Origin of the sequence: Mannheimia haemolytica (genome assembly GCF_004342115.1) — a bacterium.
GTDB lineage: Bacteria > Pseudomonadota > Gammaproteobacteria > Enterobacterales > Pasteurellaceae > Mannheimia > Mannheimia haemolytica.
On sequence record NZ_SMAC01000007.1, the window covers coordinates 1 to 17,046 of the forward strand.

At 41.2% G+C, this 17,046-nt stretch carries 21 protein-coding genes and 6 tRNA genes; 19 read left to right on the forward strand and 8 right to left on the reverse strand.

The window, feature by feature from the left end:
* From EDC41_RS03275 to EDC41_RS03295, 5 genes are all read right to left on the reverse strand, one after another.
* Positions 1–96 (reverse strand): GTP-binding protein (locus EDC41_RS03275; protein ID WP_001967706.1); only part of this gene is annotated, 96 nt, incomplete at its 3' end.
* A gap of 115 nt (positions 97–211) precedes the next feature.
* Positions 212–287: transfer RNA gene (locus EDC41_RS03280), tRNA-Thr, on the reverse strand.
* Positions 288–290: 3 nt separating this feature from the next.
* Positions 291–365 (reverse strand) — tRNA-Gly (locus EDC41_RS03285).
* 43 nt (positions 366–408) lie between these two features.
* Positions 409–493, reverse strand: a tRNA-Tyr gene (locus EDC41_RS03290).
* Between the two features lie 34 nt (positions 494–527).
* Positions 528–603, reverse strand: a tRNA-Thr gene (locus EDC41_RS03295).
* Positions 604–849: 246 nt separating this feature from the next.
* Here EDC41_RS03295 and coaA point away from each other — a divergent pair.
* From coaA to EDC41_RS03370, 15 genes are all read left to right on the forward strand, one after another.
* Positions 850–1,800: a type I pantothenate kinase gene (gene coaA / locus EDC41_RS03300; protein ID WP_006249997.1), complete on the forward strand. Its 951-nt coding sequence runs from the start codon at positions 850–852 to the stop codon at positions 1,798–1,800.
* A gap of 138 nt (positions 1,801–1,938) precedes the next feature.
* Positions 1,939–2,478 (forward strand): DsbE family thiol:disulfide interchange protein, encoded by a 540-nt coding sequence (locus EDC41_RS03305; RefSeq protein ID WP_006250783.1) that lies wholly within the window; start codon positions 1,939–1,941, stop codon positions 2,476–2,478.
* Positions 2,479–2,492: 14 nt separating this feature from the next.
* The gene (locus EDC41_RS03310) at positions 2,493–3,431 is read left to right on the forward strand and encodes a hypothetical protein (protein WP_235658917.1); all 939 of its coding nucleotides are present in this window, start codon (positions 2,493–2,495) and stop codon (positions 3,429–3,431) included.
* A complete protein-coding gene (locus tag EDC41_RS03315; RefSeq protein ID WP_006250785.1) occupies positions 3,431–3,919 on the forward strand; it encodes a cytochrome c-type biogenesis protein in 489 nt (162 codons plus the stop codon). Before EDC41_RS03310 ends, EDC41_RS03315 begins: the two co-directional genes overlap by 1 nt.
* Positions 3,916–4,827: a c-type cytochrome biogenesis protein CcmI gene (gene ccmI / locus EDC41_RS03320; RefSeq protein ID WP_006250786.1), complete on the forward strand. Its 912-nt coding sequence runs from the start codon at positions 3,916–3,918 to the stop codon at positions 4,825–4,827. Before EDC41_RS03315 ends, ccmI begins: the two co-directional genes overlap by 4 nt.
* The gene (mog, locus tag EDC41_RS03325) at positions 4,824–5,429 is read left to right on the forward strand and encodes a molybdopterin adenylyltransferase (protein WP_006249992.1); all 606 of its coding nucleotides are present in this window, start codon (positions 4,824–4,826) and stop codon (positions 5,427–5,429) included. Before ccmI ends, mog begins: the two co-directional genes overlap by 4 nt.
* Before the next feature lie 9 nt (positions 5,430–5,438).
* Entirely contained in the window at positions 5,439–5,777 is a 339-nt protein-coding gene (glnB, locus tag EDC41_RS03330; RefSeq protein WP_006249991.1) for a nitrogen regulatory protein P-II, read from the forward strand.
* Between the two features lie 80 nt (positions 5,778–5,857).
* Positions 5,858–6,337 (forward strand): signal peptidase II, encoded by a 480-nt coding sequence (gene lspA / locus EDC41_RS03335; protein WP_006249989.1) that lies wholly within the window; start codon positions 5,858–5,860, stop codon positions 6,335–6,337.
* A gap of 10 nt (positions 6,338–6,347) precedes the next feature.
* Positions 6,348–7,292: a 4-hydroxy-3-methylbut-2-enyl diphosphate reductase gene (gene ispH, locus EDC41_RS03340; protein WP_006249988.1), complete on the forward strand. Its 945-nt coding sequence runs from the start codon at positions 6,348–6,350 to the stop codon at positions 7,290–7,292.
* Entirely contained in the window at positions 7,292–7,540 is a 249-nt protein-coding gene (locus EDC41_RS03345; RefSeq protein WP_006249987.1) for an FAD assembly factor SdhE, read from the forward strand. Before ispH ends, EDC41_RS03345 begins: the two co-directional genes overlap by 1 nt.
* Positions 7,541–7,719: 179 nt before the next feature.
* Positions 7,720–8,052 carry a MaoP family protein gene (locus EDC41_RS03350; RefSeq protein ID WP_006249984.1) on the forward strand — a complete coding sequence of 111 codons (333 nt, stop codon included), beginning with the start codon at positions 7,720–7,722 and terminating at the stop codon, positions 8,050–8,052.
* 64 nt (positions 8,053–8,116) lie between these two features.
* Positions 8,117–9,208, forward strand: coding sequence for a tRNA (uridine(54)-C5)-methyltransferase TrmA (gene trmA / locus EDC41_RS03355; RefSeq protein WP_006252578.1), 1,092 nt, complete (start codon positions 8,117–8,119; stop codon positions 9,206–9,208).
* 91 nt (positions 9,209–9,299) lie between these two features.
* Positions 9,300–9,389: transfer RNA gene (locus tag EDC41_RS03360), tRNA-Ser, on the forward strand.
* A 78-nt stretch (positions 9,390–9,467) separates the two neighbouring features.
* Positions 9,468–9,557, forward strand: a tRNA-Ser gene (locus tag EDC41_RS03365).
* 155 nt (positions 9,558–9,712) lie between these two features.
* Positions 9,713–10,084 (forward strand): YbaN family protein, encoded by a 372-nt coding sequence (locus tag EDC41_RS03370; protein WP_006249981.1) that lies wholly within the window; start codon positions 9,713–9,715, stop codon positions 10,082–10,084.
* On the opposite strand, the gene xerC is transcribed toward EDC41_RS03370, so the two are convergent.
* Together xerC and EDC41_RS03380 are read right to left on the reverse strand one after the other, a co-directional pair.
* A complete protein-coding gene (xerC, locus tag EDC41_RS03375) occupies positions 10,081–10,992 on the reverse strand; it encodes a tyrosine recombinase XerC (protein ID WP_006249980.1) in 912 nt (303 codons plus the stop codon). The genes EDC41_RS03370 and xerC overlap by 4 nt on opposite strands.
* Before the next feature lie 66 nt (positions 10,993–11,058).
* On the reverse strand, positions 11,059–11,349 hold the full coding sequence (locus EDC41_RS03380) for a DUF5377 family protein (RefSeq protein ID WP_006249979.1): 291 nt from the start codon (positions 11,347–11,349) through the stop codon (positions 11,059–11,061).
* 233 nt (positions 11,350–11,582) lie between these two features.
* Here EDC41_RS03380 and EDC41_RS03385 point away from each other — a divergent pair, with 233 nt between their 5' ends.
* The 4 genes from EDC41_RS03385 to EDC41_RS03395 all read left to right on the forward strand — a co-directional run bounded on the left by EDC41_RS03385 (position 11,583) and on the right by EDC41_RS03395 (position 14,873).
* Positions 11,583–12,251, forward strand: a complete 669-nt coding sequence (locus EDC41_RS03385; protein WP_006249978.1) for a helix-turn-helix transcriptional regulator — start codon at positions 11,583–11,585, stop codon at positions 12,249–12,251.
* Between the two features lie 28 nt (positions 12,252–12,279).
* Positions 12,280–13,062, forward strand: coding sequence for an SLC5/6 family protein (locus EDC41_RS13800; RefSeq protein ID WP_006252576.1), 783 nt, complete (start codon positions 12,280–12,282; stop codon positions 13,060–13,062).
* Positions 13,063–13,264: 202 nt separating this feature from the next.
* Positions 13,265–13,558 (forward strand): amino acid permease, encoded by a 294-nt coding sequence (locus EDC41_RS13805; RefSeq protein ID WP_006252574.1) that lies wholly within the window; start codon positions 13,265–13,267, stop codon positions 13,556–13,558.
* Positions 13,559–13,571: 13 nt separating this feature from the next.
* Positions 13,572–14,873, forward strand: coding sequence for an L-cysteine desulfidase family protein (locus EDC41_RS03395; protein WP_006249976.1), 1,302 nt, complete (start codon positions 13,572–13,574; stop codon positions 14,871–14,873).
* Between the two features lie 104 nt (positions 14,874–14,977).
* Here EDC41_RS03395 and glyS read toward each other — a convergent pair whose 3' ends face one another.
* Positions 14,978–17,044 (reverse strand): glycine--tRNA ligase subunit beta, encoded by a 2,067-nt coding sequence (gene glyS, locus EDC41_RS03400; RefSeq protein WP_006249975.1) that lies wholly within the window; start codon positions 17,042–17,044, stop codon positions 14,978–14,980.
* Positions 17,045–17,046 lie beyond the last annotated feature (2 nt).

A 17,046-nucleotide genomic window follows, 5' to 3' on the forward strand; every position in this document is an offset into this window, starting at 1 on the left:
GATTGCTGCTGTTAAAGTTGTTTTACCATGGTCAACGTGGCCGATTGTACCCACATTAACGTGCGGTTTTGTACGTTCAAATTTTTCTTTAGACATTTTCTAAAAGCCTCTTAAACAAAAACGGTTACAATGGAACAAAAGAACCCATTAACCATAATGTAGAAATTAATACCAATAAAAATTTGCGTGAGAAAGATAGAATTTAGAGAAGTGGTGCTGATAGGCGGATTTGAACCGCCGACCTCACCCTTACCAAGGGTGCACTCTACCAACTGAGCTATATCAGCGCTTGGAGCGGGCAGCGGGAATCGAACCCGCATCATTAGCTTGGAAGGCTAAGGTAATAGCCATTATACGATGCCCGCTGTTCTAAATTCGTCTGACCTACGCGATTCAAAATATCAGAGATGGTGGAGGGAGAAGGATTCGAACCTTCGAAGGCTGAGCCAACAGATTTACAGTCTGCCCCCTTTGGCCGCTCGGGAACCCCTCCACGATAATTGAATACTTATTTACGCCTGAGTTAATGGTGCCGACTACCGGAATCGAACTGGTGACCTACTGATTACAAGTCAGTTGCTCTACCTACTGAGCTAAGTCGGCGTTGCTGTGTCGTAAGCAAGTGATGTGCATTATAGGGAAATTTTAACAGCGTGCAAGTGTTTTTTAAAAAAATATTAAAAAAAGCGTTCTTTCGATTTTTAAATATACAAAATGACTATTTTTTGTAAAATACAACGGATTTTCTCTGCATAACTACGGCAAAATAAGTGCATATATTGTATAGTTACGCCCTTAATTTGGTATTTAATTACCTTAATATTCCAGCAAAAAATTGAGATTTTGGCTATGAGCCTTGAAAAAACCAGCAAAATTACTCCTTTTCTCACTTTTGATCGCCAACAATGGGCTGATTTACGCAAATCCGTTCCATTGAAGCTGACCGAGCAAGACCTAAAACCGCTTTTAGGCTTTAATGAAGATCTTTCATTAGAAGAAGTACGCACTATTTATTTACCGCTTGCCCGTTTAATTCAATACTATATAGAAGAAAACTTAAAACGCCAGACAGTCTTACATCGCTTTCTCGGCATTGAACCGCCAAAAGTCCCTTACATTATTAGTATTGCCGGCAGCGTATCGGTTGGGAAAAGTACCTCTGCCCGTATTCTGCAAGCTCTGCTCTCCCATTACCCTAAAGAGCGAAAAGTGGATTTAATTACCACCGACGGTTTTTTATATCCACTTGCAACGCTAACCGAAAAGAACTTACTCAAGAAAAAAGGCTTTCCGGAATCTTATGATATTCACAGCCTGATTCGCTTTGTATCTGATATTAAATCCGGCAAACGCAATGTGAAAGCCCCGATTTATTCGCACCTAACCTACGATATTATCCCAAATCAATTTAATACGGTGGATCAACCCGATATTGTGATTTTAGAAGGGCTAAACGTGTTACAAAGTGGAATGAACTACCCATCCAGCCCACATAATGTATTTGTATCGGACTTTGTGGATTTTTCTATTTATGTGGATGCCGAAGAAAGTTTGCTGAAAAAATGGTATATCAACCGTTTCTTGAAATTCCGTCGCAGTGCCTTTGCCGACCCAAACTCCTATTTCCACCATTATGCGAGTTTGTCCGAGCAAGAAGCGATTGAAACCGCCTCAACGATTTGGGAAGAGATCAATGGCTTAAATTTACGCCAAAATATTCTCCCAAGCCGAGAGCGTGCTAACCTTATTTTAATCAAAGGGCAAGACCACGCCATTGAAACGGTAAAATTACGCAAATAATTTAACTTTTTCGACCGCTTGTAATACCTTAAAATCCGTTGAATACCACTCAACGGATTTTTTATTTAAATCAATGCTTATTCAACTATTTTTTGGTAAGCTAACGACTTTGAAAGTGATTGATATTAGGCATATACAATGAACAAAAAATTTCTACTTCCTTTAATTCTCTTTTTAGCGTTATCTGTGGCATTTTTGGTTCAACTCGCTCGCAACTCGCAAGGCGACGATCCGAAAAAATTAGAATCAGCCTTAATCGGCAAAACAGTTCCGAGCTTTAATTTAGAATCGGTATTAGATGAAAAACAGACAATCGACCAAAGTATCGTCAAAACCGGTAAACCTCGCCTGCTTAACGTGTGGGCAACTTGGTGTCCGACTTGTTATGCCGAACACGAATACTTAACCATTTTGGCAAAACAAGGGGTGGAAATTGTCGGTATTGATTATAAAGACGAACGCCCAAAAGCCATCAAATTCTTAGCCAATTACGGCAACCCTTATAAAGCCATTATTTTTGACCCGAAAGGTTCACTTGGTTTAGATTTAGGTGTTTATGGTGCACCCGAAACCTTTATTATTGACGGTAACGGCGTGATTCAATACCGCCACGCCGGCGATGTAAACGACCAAGTCTGGAACCAGGTGCTTAAACCGATTTATGAGAAATTAAAATAAAAATGAAATACTTTTTGAAACAGAAGAAAGTAAAATCCTCTTTTACCAGGGAATATAATATATTAGCAAGCATTTCTTTGATTGTAACTCTATTAATTATTTTCAGCCTTATTTTAGGAGGTATATTCCTTTTCATATATCTTAAAAAATTAGACAAATCATTCTTATTTATCAACCTACTGAATGATAAACTTTTACATGCATTAACACTTACATCATTATGCATAATTCTTACATTTATATTATACTCAACACCACCATCAATTTGGTTCAAAGAAAAATGTAAGACCCATATTTCAAAAAAAACAAAATGGCTATTTATATTAGATATCATTGTTATTAACATAACAATGATGTTTTTTGTTTTTTATACATCTCTACTAAAGATAGAAAGAAATGAGTGGGATAAGTGCCTATATTTATTCAATGGATTTATAGGAATATACATGGTTCTACTATTCATCTATTTAAGATGGTGGTGGTATAGACAAAAAGATTTATCCTTAACAATTGAGGGGATGTTTATAGAATGCCTATCTTTAATTAGTTGTCTATTGCAACCTATATTTGTACTATCTATAGGAATTAATAGTGAAAATAACATCTCTTTTTGGGAAGCTATCTTTTTATTCTGGCTTACTCCTTTAATTATACTAATCATAACTACATACCTGATCATATTTGACAATTCAAAGACAATCAACATAGCCCTTACCTTAATTATCATCTTACTATGGATTTGTACTGTTTTTAACATGACCCCTCTTGTAATGTCTTTTATAGGAGTAAAAGAAAAAATTGATAAAAATTATATAATTAATAAACAATATTATATGACAGGTAAGATTTTATTAAACCAAGGAGAAAAATTTATTTTCTTAGAAAAAGGGAAATTATATAATGAATCAATAGTTATAGATAAAGAAAACATTAAACTAGAGGACTCTAATTAATGAATATAAAAAAACACATTTTCCCTTTACTATTAATTAGCAATACCGCCTTTGCTGCCCCTGTTGAGCTTCACCAATTCGACAGCCCGAAACAAGAGTCGGACTATCGTGCCTTAATTCAAGAACTGCGTTGCCCGCAGTGTCAAAATAATAATATCGCCGATTCCAATGCGACTATTGCCACCGATATGCGGGCAAAAACCTTAGAATTGCTCAAACAAGGCAAAAGCAAAGACGAAGTGGTGGATTATATGATTGAACGCTACGGCAATTTCGTCACTTACGACCCGCCTCTCACACCGGCAACCATTATGTTATGGCTGTTGCCGTTAATTTTAATTGCCTTAGGGCTGGGGGTGGTGTTGCGTAGAAAGAAAAACAAACCACAAGCGGTCAATTTTGAGCAAAATACTGCAAAACCGACCACTCATCTCGCTCAAGATGAGCAAGAACGTCTTAACCAAATTCTCAATAAGGAAGAAAAATGAATTTCTGGCTGGCAATTATTTTCGTTACACTGATTGTATGTGGCGTGGCGTTTTATCCGTTACTTAAAAAGAACAAGCAAATCGATAACACCAAGCGAGACAGCTTAAACAAAGCCTTCTATTTTGACCGCTTAAAAGAAGTGGAAAACGAAGCGAATGAAGGGGTGATTGATGACCCTGAACAAACCAAATTAGAGCTACAAAAAAACTTGCTTGATGATATTCCACACAGCACACAAAGTGCCACAAGTGAAAAATTAACGCTCGGCAAGTCGTGGTTTGTGGCATTGATTTTATTTGTCGGCGGTATCAGCTTTGCGATTTACAGCAATGTCGGTTCTTGGTTCTCCAACTCAATGTTAGACACCACTCACCAAAAATTAGACAGCTTCTATGAGCGTTTAAAAACCGAAGAGACCAATCCGCTCTCACAAGAGGAAATGAACCAATTTGCGATGGCATTACGGGTAGATTTACAAAGTAATCCGAATGACGACAAAAAATGGTATATGCTCGGTCAAATCGGGATGGCGTTAGATGATGGTCAGCTTGCACACGATGCCTTTAGCAAAGCGGCTCAACTCAAGCCGGATAACTTAGATTACAAACTCAGCCACGCCCAACTGCTGCTCTTTTCCGAAGCACAGGAAGACAAAAAACAGGGTGAAACCTTGTTAAAAGAGATTATCCGCCAAGACCACACAAACTTTAATGCGTTAAGTTTATTGGCGTTCCACTCCTTTGAAAAAGAAGATTTCAAAATGGCGGCAATGACGTGGGGAATGATGTTAAAACTACTGCCTGATGAAGATCCTCGCAAAGTAACGGTAGAACGCAGTTTTAATATGGCGTTATCCAATTTAAGTGAGGCGGAAAAACAAGAATTGCAAAAAGGTGAGAAAAAATGACCGCTTGTAAACCACTTAGCAAAGAGAAGTTGAAAATCGGCTTGGTGTCGGTTTCAGACCGAGCCTCGCAGGGGGTTTATTCAGACCAAGGCATTCCCGAATTAAGGGCGTGGCTTGAATCTGCCTTAACCGAGCCGTTTGAGCTGGAAACCCGCTTAATTCCCGATGAGCAAGCCATTATTGAGCAAACCTTAATCGAGTTAGTCGATGCTCACGCTTGCCATTTGGTATTAACCACCGGCGGCACCGGCCCGGCAAAACGTGATGTCACCCCAGATGCCACCCTTGCTGTCGCCCACCGAGAAATGCCCGGCTTTGGCGAACAGATGCGACAAGTGAGCCTTCACTTCGTGCCAACCGCCATTCTCTCTCGCCAAGTGGGAGTAATTCGCCACGACAGTCTGATTTTAAATCTGCCGGGGCAACCGAAAGCAATTAAAGAAACGCTGGAAGGTGTGAAAGATGAACAGGGCAAAGTATTGGTTAAAGGTATTTTTAGTGCCGTGCCATACTGTTTACAACTTTTAAGCGAAATTTATGTCGAAACCCACGCAGCCATTTGCGAAAGTTTCAGACCCAAATCGGCAAGACGAGAAAATTAAGGCTAAAAAATGAAAAAAATAGAAGCAATTATTAAACCTTTTAAATTAGACGATGTGCGTGAAGCCTTAACCGATGTGGGTGTCAGCGGAATGAGTATTACCGAAATCAAAGGGTTTGGCAGACAAAAAGGACATACCGAGCTTTATCGTGGGGCGGAATATGCGATTGATTTTCTACCGAAAGTGAAAGTCGAAATCGTGATTCCCGACGAGTTGGAAGAACAGTGCATTGAAGCAATTATGGAAACCGCCCAAACCGGCAAAATCGGCGATGGCAAGATTTTTGTGTATGATGTCGGGCGGGTGATCCGCATTCGTACCGGCGAAGAAAATGAAGAGGCGATTTAGTTTTGCAAAAAATCCGGCAAAAACGACCGCTTGCAGGGGGATTTCCATCTACTCTTTTTACATTAAATTTTGGATATTAAATGAAAACAGGCTTAAAATTTCTTTGGGTGAGTTTAATTGTAATCATCATTGACCTTTGGTCAAAATACATTGTAGTGCAACATTTTGAATTTGGTGAAAGCATTAATATTTTGCCGATTTTTAACTTCACTTACGCCCGAAACTACGGGGCTGCCTTTAGTTTCCTTGCCGACCATTCCGGCTGGCAAAAATATTTCTTTTTAGGGCTGGCGGTAGTGATTTCCAGTGCTTTAGTGGTGGCTCTTTGGAAGAATCAAGCGGTCAAAAAATTAGAAAATATTGCGTATGCCTTAATTATTGGTGGAGCGATTGGGAATGCCATTGACCGTGCTTACAACGGCTATGTAGTTGATTTCCTTCATTTTTATTGGGATATTTATCACTACCCTGTGTTTAATATTGCCGATATTGCGATTTGTGTGGGTGCAGGCTTACTGATTTTAGAAGCCTTTATAACCAAAAAAGAACCGAAAAAATAAGAGTGATTAAATGAAAATTTTATTAGCAAACCCACGCGGTTTTTGTGCCGGCGTGGATCGAGCCATTTCGATTGTTGAATTAGCCTTAGAAATTCACGGTGCACCTATCTATGTTCGCCACGAAGTGGTACATAACAAATTTGTGGTGGATGGCTTGAAAGCCAAAGGGGCTATTTTTGTTGAGGAGCTACACGAAGTGCCGGACGATGCTATCGTGATCTTCTCAGCCCACGGGGTGTCGCAAGTAGTTCGCCAAGAAGCCAAAAATCGTGGCTTAAAAGTGTTTGATGCCACTTGCCCACTCGTGACCAAAGTGCATATGCAGGTTGCCCGAGCCAGTAAAAAAGGGACAAAAGCAATTTTAATCGGTCACGAAGGTCACCCTGAAGTTATCGGTACAATGGGACAATACAATAACCAAGAAGGTGGCATTTATTTGGTAGAATCGGTGGAAGATATTGCCAACTTGCCGGTTTCCAACAACGATGAATTAACTTTTATGACGCAAACCACACTTTCCATTGACGATACCATTGGCGTGATTGAGGCGTTAAAAGAGAAATATCCGGCAATTCAAGGCCCTCGCAAAAATGATATTTGTTATGCTACCACCAATCGCCAACACGCAGTGCGGGAACTGGCAGAACAATCACAATTAGTGTTAGTGGTAGGTTCAAAAAACTCCTCGAACTCAAATCGTTTGGCGGAACTCGCCTCTCGAATGGGTGTGATGTCAAAACTGATTGATGGTCCGCAAGATATTGATCCAACTTGGTTGGAGGGTATTGAAACTATCGGTATTACCGCCGGTGCTTCCGCTCCTGAAGTGTTGGTGCAATCAGTAATTTCGCATTTAAAAACCCTTGGCGTAACCGAAGTTGAAACCTTAGTCGGCAACGAAGAAGACGTGGTGTTTGAAGTCCCGAAAGAGTTACGCATCAAAGAGGTAAAATAATGACAGAAATCAACCGCTTTAAATTAGAATGGGCGTGCCGACGTGGTATGCGTGAGTTAGACAAAATGATTATGCCGTTTTACCAAAATCATTTTAATGAACTCAATGAAACCCAACAGCAAGCTTTCGTTGAAATGCTCAATTACAGCGACCCGGAACTGTTTCGCTGGGTAATGCTGCAAGCACCTGCCCCAACCGAAGAAATCGCTGAATTGATTAGGTTAATGCGAGATAAAATCGAAACATAGCCCCACCGCTTGCAACTTGCAAGCGGTGATTTTTTGCATAAACTTTGCATATTGGGCGTTAATGCAAAAAATTCGCTAAATTTGACCGCTTTTTTACATTAAGGCATTGATTTATTCGCTGTTTTTGTTTAATGTATGCCGATTTTATTTTCCCTAATTTCAAACAACGAGGCATTATTATGGCAGACAGTTTCAGCGTTACGCGCCGCTTTTTTGACGATAAAAATTATCCACGTGGTTTCTCTCGCCACGGCGATTACACCATTCGTGAATCACAAACTTTAGAACAATTCGGTCAAGCTTGCTTGGCTTTAGAAAGTGGTGAACGTAAGCCGGCAACTCAAGAAGAAAAACGTTTCGTTGCGGTAATGAAAGGCGAAGAGGTAGCAGAAACTGACATTGAAAAAGCGTGGTTAAAATACCGCACATTAACTAGTAAAACAAAACGCATCTACACCCTTTCAGGCAATGCAGGTAGCGATGCCGGCGATGACTTCAGTGCTGCTGAATAATTTCTAATTTAAAACCACGAAGTAATTCGTGGTTTGTTTTTTCATTTGCTATTTGTGGTAAAAAATGACTCTTCCTATCGAACAATATTCCGATCTTCTTGCAAAAAAAACCGAAAATTTGACCGCTTTACTCAAGCCGTTTAACCCGCCTGCGATTGAGGTATTTGCCTCAAAGCCAAGCCATTTCCGTATGCGGGCAGAATTTCGAGTGTGGCACGAGGAAGGCGAGCTGTACCACATTATGTTCAACCCTGCAACCAAAGCTCGTTATCGGGTGGATAGCTTCCCTATTGCCAGTGAGCTGATTAACCATATGATGACCGCATTATTGGCGGAAATTAAAGGCAATGAACTACTGACTCGCAAGCTGTTCCAGATCGATTATTTAAGCACCTTAAGCGGTGAAATTGCAGTCTCAATGCTTTACCACAAAAGCCTGAATGAAGAATGGGTTGAACAGGCAAACGCCTTAAAAAGCCGTTTAGAGCAACAAGGTTTCAAAGTGCAAATTATCGGGCGTGCCAATAAACAAAAAATCGCACTGGATTGCGATTATGTGGAAGAAATTCTACCGGTACACGGCAAAAATTATGTGTATCGCCAAGTGGAAAACAGCTTTACCCAGCCGAATGCGGAAATGAATATTAAAATGCTGGAATGGGCGAGAAATTGCACAAAAAATAGTGAAGGCGATTTGCTTGAGCTTTACTGCGGCAACGGCAATTTTTCGATTGCCTTGGCGGAAAACTTCCGCAAAGTGCTGGCAACCGAGATCTCAAAATCTTCAGTGCAATCGGCTCAATACAATATTGAAAAAAATGGCATTGTTAACCTACAAATTATCCGAATGTCGGCAGAAGAATTTACCCAAGCGATGAACGGTGTGCGAGCCTTTTATCGCTTAAAAGGGATTGATTTAAACGCCTACGAATGCAATACCATTTTTGTTGATCCACCTCGTGCAGGGTTAGATCAAGCTACATTAAATATGGTGCAAGCGTATGAGCGGATTCTCTATATCTCTTGCAATCCGGAAACCCTTGCCGAGAATTTACAACAATTAAGCCAAACCCATCGGATTGAAAAAGCCGCTCTTTTTGACCAATTCCCTTACACCCACCATATTGAAAGTGGCGTTTGGTTAATTAGAAAATAAATTGTGCTGAAAAAAAGAACGAATAAGCAGCTTTTAAGATTTATTACTTGACGATGTTCGCAATAATCTCTATTATTGCAACATTTTCAACGGAGGAATGGCAGAGCGGTTGAATGCACCGGTCTTGAAAACCGGCGAGGGTTAACGCCCTCCGTGAGTTCGAATCTCACTTCCTCCGCCATCAAATTTAAGTCTGCTGATATATATCAGCAGATTTTCTCGTTTAAGAGAACACACAATCTAAAATCAAATTCAACCCGGAGGAATGGCAGAGCGGTTGAATGCACCGGTCTTGAAAACCGGCGAGGGTTAACGCCCTCCGTGAGTTCGAATCTCACTTCCTCCGCCAGTCTTTAAACCTGTTGAGCAATCAGCAGGTTTTTTTATTTCATTTGCAAGAAAATCAGATAAAACCACCGCTTGAATCCATCGCTATAAACTGGTTGAAATCAGCCTAAAGTTGCTTTAGGATAATTGCGATTCATTATCAATAACTTAATTATTATGAAATACCTTTATATTATCTGTGGTTTTATTTGTATTGGTTTAGGCATCATCGGGGCAGTATTACCGGGCTTGCCGACCACACCGTTCTTACTTTTGGCTCTGTTCTGCTTTACTAAAGGCTCGGAGAGAATCCGCCAGTGGTTTATTCAAACCAAATTATACAAAAAATATCTGCAAGAATATGATGAGAAACGGGCAATGACGATGAAGCAAAAAATCACGATTTTAGCGATTTCGTTTCCGTTTACACTATTTGCTTTCTTTGCACTGCCCCATATCGGTGGGAAAATTGCGTTAGTAGTGTTAGTGATAATTCAATATTGGTATTTCTTCTGCAAAATGAAAACCCTTGAACCGGAGAATGCCTAATCTTCCTGCTTCCGCCTTGCTCTTGGGTGGGCAGAGTCATAAATTTTAGCTAAGTGTTGGAAATCCAGATGCGTATAAATTTGAGTGGTGGACAGGCTACTATGACCCAATAATTCCTGAACCGCTCGCAAATCACCGCTTGCCTCTAACATATGAGTCGCAAAAGAGTGACGTAATTTATGTGGATGCAGATGGCTTTCCAGCCCTTGTCGCTCACCCCATTTCTTCATTGCCAACTGAATGGAACGATGAGATAACCGCCCACCTCGCTTATTCAGAAACACCGCATTATCTTGCGGCTTAAATTGCAAACGCATTTCTAACCAGCGATTTAACGCTTTTAACGCTTGCGAGCCAATCGGCACAATTCGCTCTTTGCTACCCTTACCTTGCACCCGTACTTCTCGTGCCGATAAATCCATATCGCCTAAATCCAGCCCTTGTAATTCCGATAAACGCAAGCCGGAACTATACATCAGCTCCATCATCGCAATATCTCGAATATCGCTCGGCTCATCACTCTCAATCGCCAGCAACTGCCCGACCTGCTCCGCATCAATATTTTTCGGCAAATGCTTACCTACTTTCGGCGATTTCACCCCTAAAGTCGGGTTTGCCGACATTCGCCCGATTTTAATCAAATAGACAAACCATTGCCGTAACGCCACCAAGCGTAAGCCGATACTTTTCGCACTCAACCCTTGCTTATGGCTTTGGCTTAACATCCAACGCACCGAGCTACTTTCGACCTCTTCCCAATTTTCAATGCCTGCTTGCGAAAAAAGCTCGCTCACCGCCATTAATTGGCGTTGATAATTGCTTAAGGTATGCGGGCTAACTTGCTTTTCAATGCGTAAGAAATCCCAATAGGGGCGGGTTTGTTGGAAAAGAGGGTTGGAAGTGGTCATAAACGTAATAACAAGCGGTTAATTTTTAGGAAAATGTTGCAAGGGCAAAAGATTTGCCCTTTGAGATTAGGCTAGCCCCAACTGACCGATACGCACGCCAACATTACCAAGTGCAACAGGGCTTAAATATTCGCCGAGAAATTCAAACAATTCATTCACATCAGTAAAACTGCGATGAGTTTTCACTTCTTGCTCCACTTTACGAGTAAATTCATAATGTACATTTTCGCCGTTAATAAAGGCTTCCAGCGTTAAATATACGGTTTCAAAATAGTGGCTTGGCGAGCCTTCAAAGCCCGGATCACTCACTCGAACATTCCAATGATTACTAAATAAAACTTCGGTTTTTACTGACATTGTGTTTTCCTTCTTCCTATAAGTACGTACATTATTTTAATCAAGATAGATTGAATTTGCCACTTTTCCTAGTCAGAATCGAGGCAAATCTTATTTGGTTTGTCCTCTTATATCTTTCCCTCAAAATATGATCTTGGTCAAAAAATACTGACTTTTAACTCTTAATAAAGTTAAATATAATTGACTTTAAAATTTACTCATTCTTATAATTCACAAAAATTGGAGTAAAAGTTATGCCAGATAAATTAGAGTATCTTCATGATTTAGACAAAGAAATTATGCTGTCTTATTTCTCATTAAGTGAAGCAATAGCAGGGTTATTAGGAGAATTCTGTGAGGTGGTTATTCATTCATTGAATGCCTATGAAAAATCCGTTATTAAAATCATTAACGGACATCATACTAACCGAAAAATAGGTTCGCCTATTACAGATAAAGGATTACAGTTACTAAAATGTTACCAAAAAGATCAATCTAATACTGAGCTGGTTTACTTTTCACGGTTAAATAACGGTAACTTAGTTAAGTCCACCACGCATATTATTATCGGGCATGAGGGCAAACCTATCGGATTATTTTGTATTAATTTAAATTTATCGACACCATTAGATAAAACCGTTAGCTCTTTTATGAATTACGATCCTATTCCGCCTCATTATAAAAGTGAAAACTTTATTACTCACCCAAAAGAACTTATTGAAGAAACCTTTCTAAAAGCAGTTACTCACATTGAGCAACACACTACCAAACATTCAAAACTCTATAAGAAATCCATTATCTTCTATTTGTTTGAAAATGGCATCTTTGAGCTAAAAGAGGCAGTACCTATTGTGGCAGAAAAACTCTCCCTAACCAGCCACGCAATTTATAAACATTTAAGAGAATTCAAAAATAACACTTAATTATACTGTTACGATTTAAGGAGACTCTATGGATACTCAAAAACTCTCGCCTGCCGAATTTAAACAAGCAACAAAATTTGATTCTACCGACTTCGGCTGGATCATTATGAGTATTGGTATGGCTATCGGGGCAGGCATCGTCTTTTTACCGGTACAAGTAGGACTTATGGGCATGTGGGTTTTTCTACTTTCTTCTATTATCGGATACCCGGCGATGTACCTTTTTCAGCGTCTGTTCATTAATACTTTAGCAGAATCTCCGGAATGCAAAGATTACCCCACCGTTATTAGTGGCTACCTGGGCAAAAACTGGGGAATCTTTTTAGGTGTACTTTATTTTATTATGTTAGTGATTTGGATGTTTGTTTATTCTACCGCAATTACAAACGACAGTGCCTCCTATCTTCTTACCTTCGGCATTACCAATACACTACTCTCTGATAATCCATTTTATGGCTTAGTGCTAATCTGTATATTAGTTGCCTTATCTTCTCGAGGCGAAAAGCTACTGTTTAAAATATCTACATTTATGGTATTAACTAAGCTATTTGTCGTTGCCGCCTTAGGGCTTGCAATGATTGGAATGTGGCAACTCCATAATATCGGTGCAATGCCTCCTTTCGGCAAACTTATAAAAGATGCCATCATTACCCTTCCTTTCACCCTAACCTCTATACTCTTCTTGCAAACTCTCAGCCCAATGGTAATTTCTTACCGTGCTAAAGAACAGTCTCGTGAAGTTGCGCGCTATAAAGCCCTACGAGCGATGAATATTGCATTTGCTATCTTATTTATTACCGTTTTCTTTTAAGCTGTCTCTTTTACACTTGCAATGGGGAGAGAAGAAGCGCTCAAAGCATACGAGCAAAATGTTTCCGCATTAGCAATTGCAGCCCAATTTTTCCCTGGTAGTTGGGCAACCTATGTAGGTGTTGCATTAAATATTTTTGCCGTTATGACAGCCTTTTTCGGGGTATATTTTAGGTTTTAGAGAAGCCACTCAAGGCATTGTGATGAACCTATTATTAAGAAAATTCCCGGCTGAAAAAATCAATCCTAATTATGTGCAGAAAGGGATTATGTTATTTTCCATTCTGCTGGCTTGGAGTGCGATTGTATTAAATGCACCGGTTTTAAGCTTTACCTCAATCTGTAGTCCTATTTTTGGCTTAGTTGGGTGCTTGATTCCGGCCTATTTAGTCTATAAAGTGCCTGCATTATTCAAATATAAAGGGCTAGCACTCAATATTATTATCATTACCGGCATTTTATTATGTATTTCTCCATTCCTCACATTTTTAGAGTAATAAGGTTTTATCTATGAATATTCACTGCGAAAAATTAGTACAATCCATTTTACATGCAGTCAACCATGAAGTTGTCCCTGCATTAGGCTGTACAGAACCTATTTCTCTCGCCCTTGCATCCGCCATTGCACGCCAATATTTAGGTCATTTACCAGAACGTATTGAGGCAAAAGTTTCCCCTAACTTGATGAAAAATGGGATGGGAGTAGCAGTACCGGGAACTGCAACCGTCGGATTGCCTATGGCGGCAGCTATTGGGGCAATCGGAGGGGAGCCTGATGGTGGATTAGAAGTATTAAAAAATATTACGCCAGAACAGGTTAAGCAAGCTAAAGCTATGTTAAATACCGATAAAGTGTCTGTCTCTATTTTCGAAACAGAACATATTCTATATTCTGAAGCAACACTATTTCACCAAGCGAATCGAGTATGTGTTCGTATTGCTGAACACCATACCAATGTCATTTACATTGAAAAAAACGGGCAAACTATTTTAAGCAAACCTTGTGCCGTCAATAACGATAATACTACTGAGATCTTTGCTTCACTTTCGGCAAAAGATATATTTAATTTTTCTATGCAAATCGAATTGGAAAAAATTCGCTTTATTGAGCAAGCAGCACAATTAAATTCCGCACTCTCACAAGAAGGATTACGTGCCGATTATGGGCTACATATCGGAAGGACATTGCAAAAACAGATTGGTCTAGGTCTAATCAGTGATGATTTGCTTAATCGCATTGTTATAGAAACCACCTCTGCCTCTGATGCTAGAATGGGCGGTGCAAGTTTACCTGCTATGAGCAATTCGGGTTCAGGTAATCAAGGAATTACAGCAACTATGCCGATTGTTGTCGTTGCCCGCCATTTAAATGTCACTGATGAGCAACGCATTAGAGCACTCTTTTTATCACACCTCATGGCAATTTATATTCACAGCAAGTTACCGAAATTATCTGCACTCTGTGCCGTAACAACCGCGGCTATGGGAAGCTGTGCCGGCATAGCGTGGCTGCTCACAGGGAAATTTGAGAATATCAGTATGGCAATTAGTAGTATGATCGGCGATATTAGCGGTATTATCTGTGATGGTGCTTCAAACAGTTGTGCGATGAAAGTCTCCACCAGCGTAACATCAAGCTATAAATCCATTCTGATGTCTATGGATAATAGCCAAGTAACAGGCAACGAAGGAATTGTCGAACACGATATTGATCGTTCAATTAATAACTTATGCAGCATTGCCTCTCGTAGTATGCAATACACAGACCGCCAAGTCATCGAGATTATGGTGAATAAACCAAAACTTAAATAATCCCGCCTTTGGTAAAATTTCAAGCAAAAAAGACCGCTTGCAGATCACAATTACTGCAAGCGGTCTATTTTCATTAAAATTTTGCAATTATTGCAAACTTATTGTTATTGCAACAGCGAAATATCCGCCACTTGCAGGAACAAGCCTTGTAGCGTGCTTAAAATGGCGAGGCGGTTTTGACGCAGTTTTTGGTCTTCTGCATTTACCATTACTCCGTCAAAGAAGGCATCAACCGGTTGGCGGAGGTTCGCTAATTTATCCAGCACAGCGGTGTAGTCGCCCTGTGCAATCAGCGGTTGAACTTCGGCTTTCAACGCAATAACCGCCTCGGCTAATGCTTTTTCTGCTGGCTCTACGCAAGCTGAAACATCAATGTCGCCAATTGCAATATCGGCTTTGGCAAGAATGTTACTCACCCGTTTATTCGCTGCGGCTAAGGCTTCGGCACTGTCAAGGGTGCGGAAGTGAGACACGGCACGCACACGGGCATCGAAGTCGGCAGGCTTGGTCGGACGGCGGGCGAGAACGGCTTGGATCACGTCCACCGCAATGCCTTCGCTCTCATACCACGCACGGAAGCGGCCGAGCATAAAGTCCACCACGTCCTCAACCACGTCTTTGTTGGTGAGTTTATCGCCAAATAATTGAGCAGATTTCGCCACTAAATCGGTTAAATCAAGCGGTAAATTTTTCTCCACAATAATCCGCAACGAGCCAAGTGCCGCACGGCGTAGGGCGAACGGGTCGGCACTGCCTTTCGGGGCTTGACCAATGCCGAAAATCCCTGTTAGCGTGTCAAATTTGTCCGCCAACGCCACCGAGCAAGCCACCAATGAATTTGGCAAGTTATCGCCAGCAAAACGTGGCATATACTGCTCGTTTAACGCCACCGCCACTTCTTCATCTTCACCGTCGTGGCGGGCATAGTGCATACCCATCACGCCTTGGGTATCAGTAAATTCAAACACCATATTGGTCATCAGGTCACATTTTGAGAGGAGACCTGCACGTTTCGCTTTGGTTTCATCTGCCCCGATTTGCTTCGCAATTTCACCTGCCAACGCTTCAATGCGAGCGGTTTTATCACGCAATGTGCCAAGCTGTTGCTGGAACAACACGGTTTCAAGGCGTGGCAGTTGGTCTTCCAACTTCTGTTTTAAGTCGGTTTTGAAGAAGAACTCCGCATCGGTCAAACGTGGGCGAACCACTTTTTCGTTACCCTCGATGATTTTGCTTGGGTCTTCCGGATTGATGTTCGACACAAAAATAAAGTGCGGTAACAATTTGCCGTCTTTTGAATAAATCGGGAAGTATTTTTGGTCGCCTTTCATGGTGTAAACTAAGGCTTCCGCCGGCACAGCAAGGAAACGCTCTTCAAACTTGGCGGTGAGTACGTTCGGGTATTCCACCAACGAGGTCACTTCGTCCAGCAAATCTTCTTCAATATCGGCAACGCCACCCAAAGCGGTTGCTTTTTCCTGTGATTTTGCAAGAATTAAGGCTTTACGCTCATTGAAATCTGCTACCACAGATCCACGATCTTTCAACAGTTGCGGATATTGATCGGCGTTCTCAATTTGGAACTCACGTTCACCTAAGAAACGGTGACCACGAATAGTACGGCCGCTTTTCACGCCTAAGATCTCACCTTCGATCAACTCCGCCCCGAATAAAAGTGTCACGGTATGCACAGGGCGGACGAACTGCTCGGTTTTATCGCCCCAACGCATCGTTTTTGGAATCGGCAAGTTCGCCAGCGATTTGGCGATAATATCGACCAACAGATTTTTAGTCGGCTGACCTTCAATCACGGCACGATGCACCAACCATTCGCCTTTGTCGGTGGCAATACGCTCAGCTTGCTCTACGGTAATCCCGCAGCCCTTCGCCCAGCCTTCCGCTGCCTTAGTCGGCTTGCCTTCGGCATCAAACGCTGCCGACACCGCCGGCCCTCGTTTCTCAACCTCTTTACTCGGCTGGCTTTCCGCAAGGCTCAACACCTTCACCGCCAAACGGCGAGGAGCAGCAAACCATTCCACTTTCTCAAACGAAAGACCTGCTTGGTTTAATTCGTTTTCTACATTCTCCGCAAATGCGGTCGCTAATTTTTTGAGTGCCTTCGGTGGCAGCTCTTCTGTGCCGATCTCGGCAAGGAAGTTTTGTGTTGTCATTG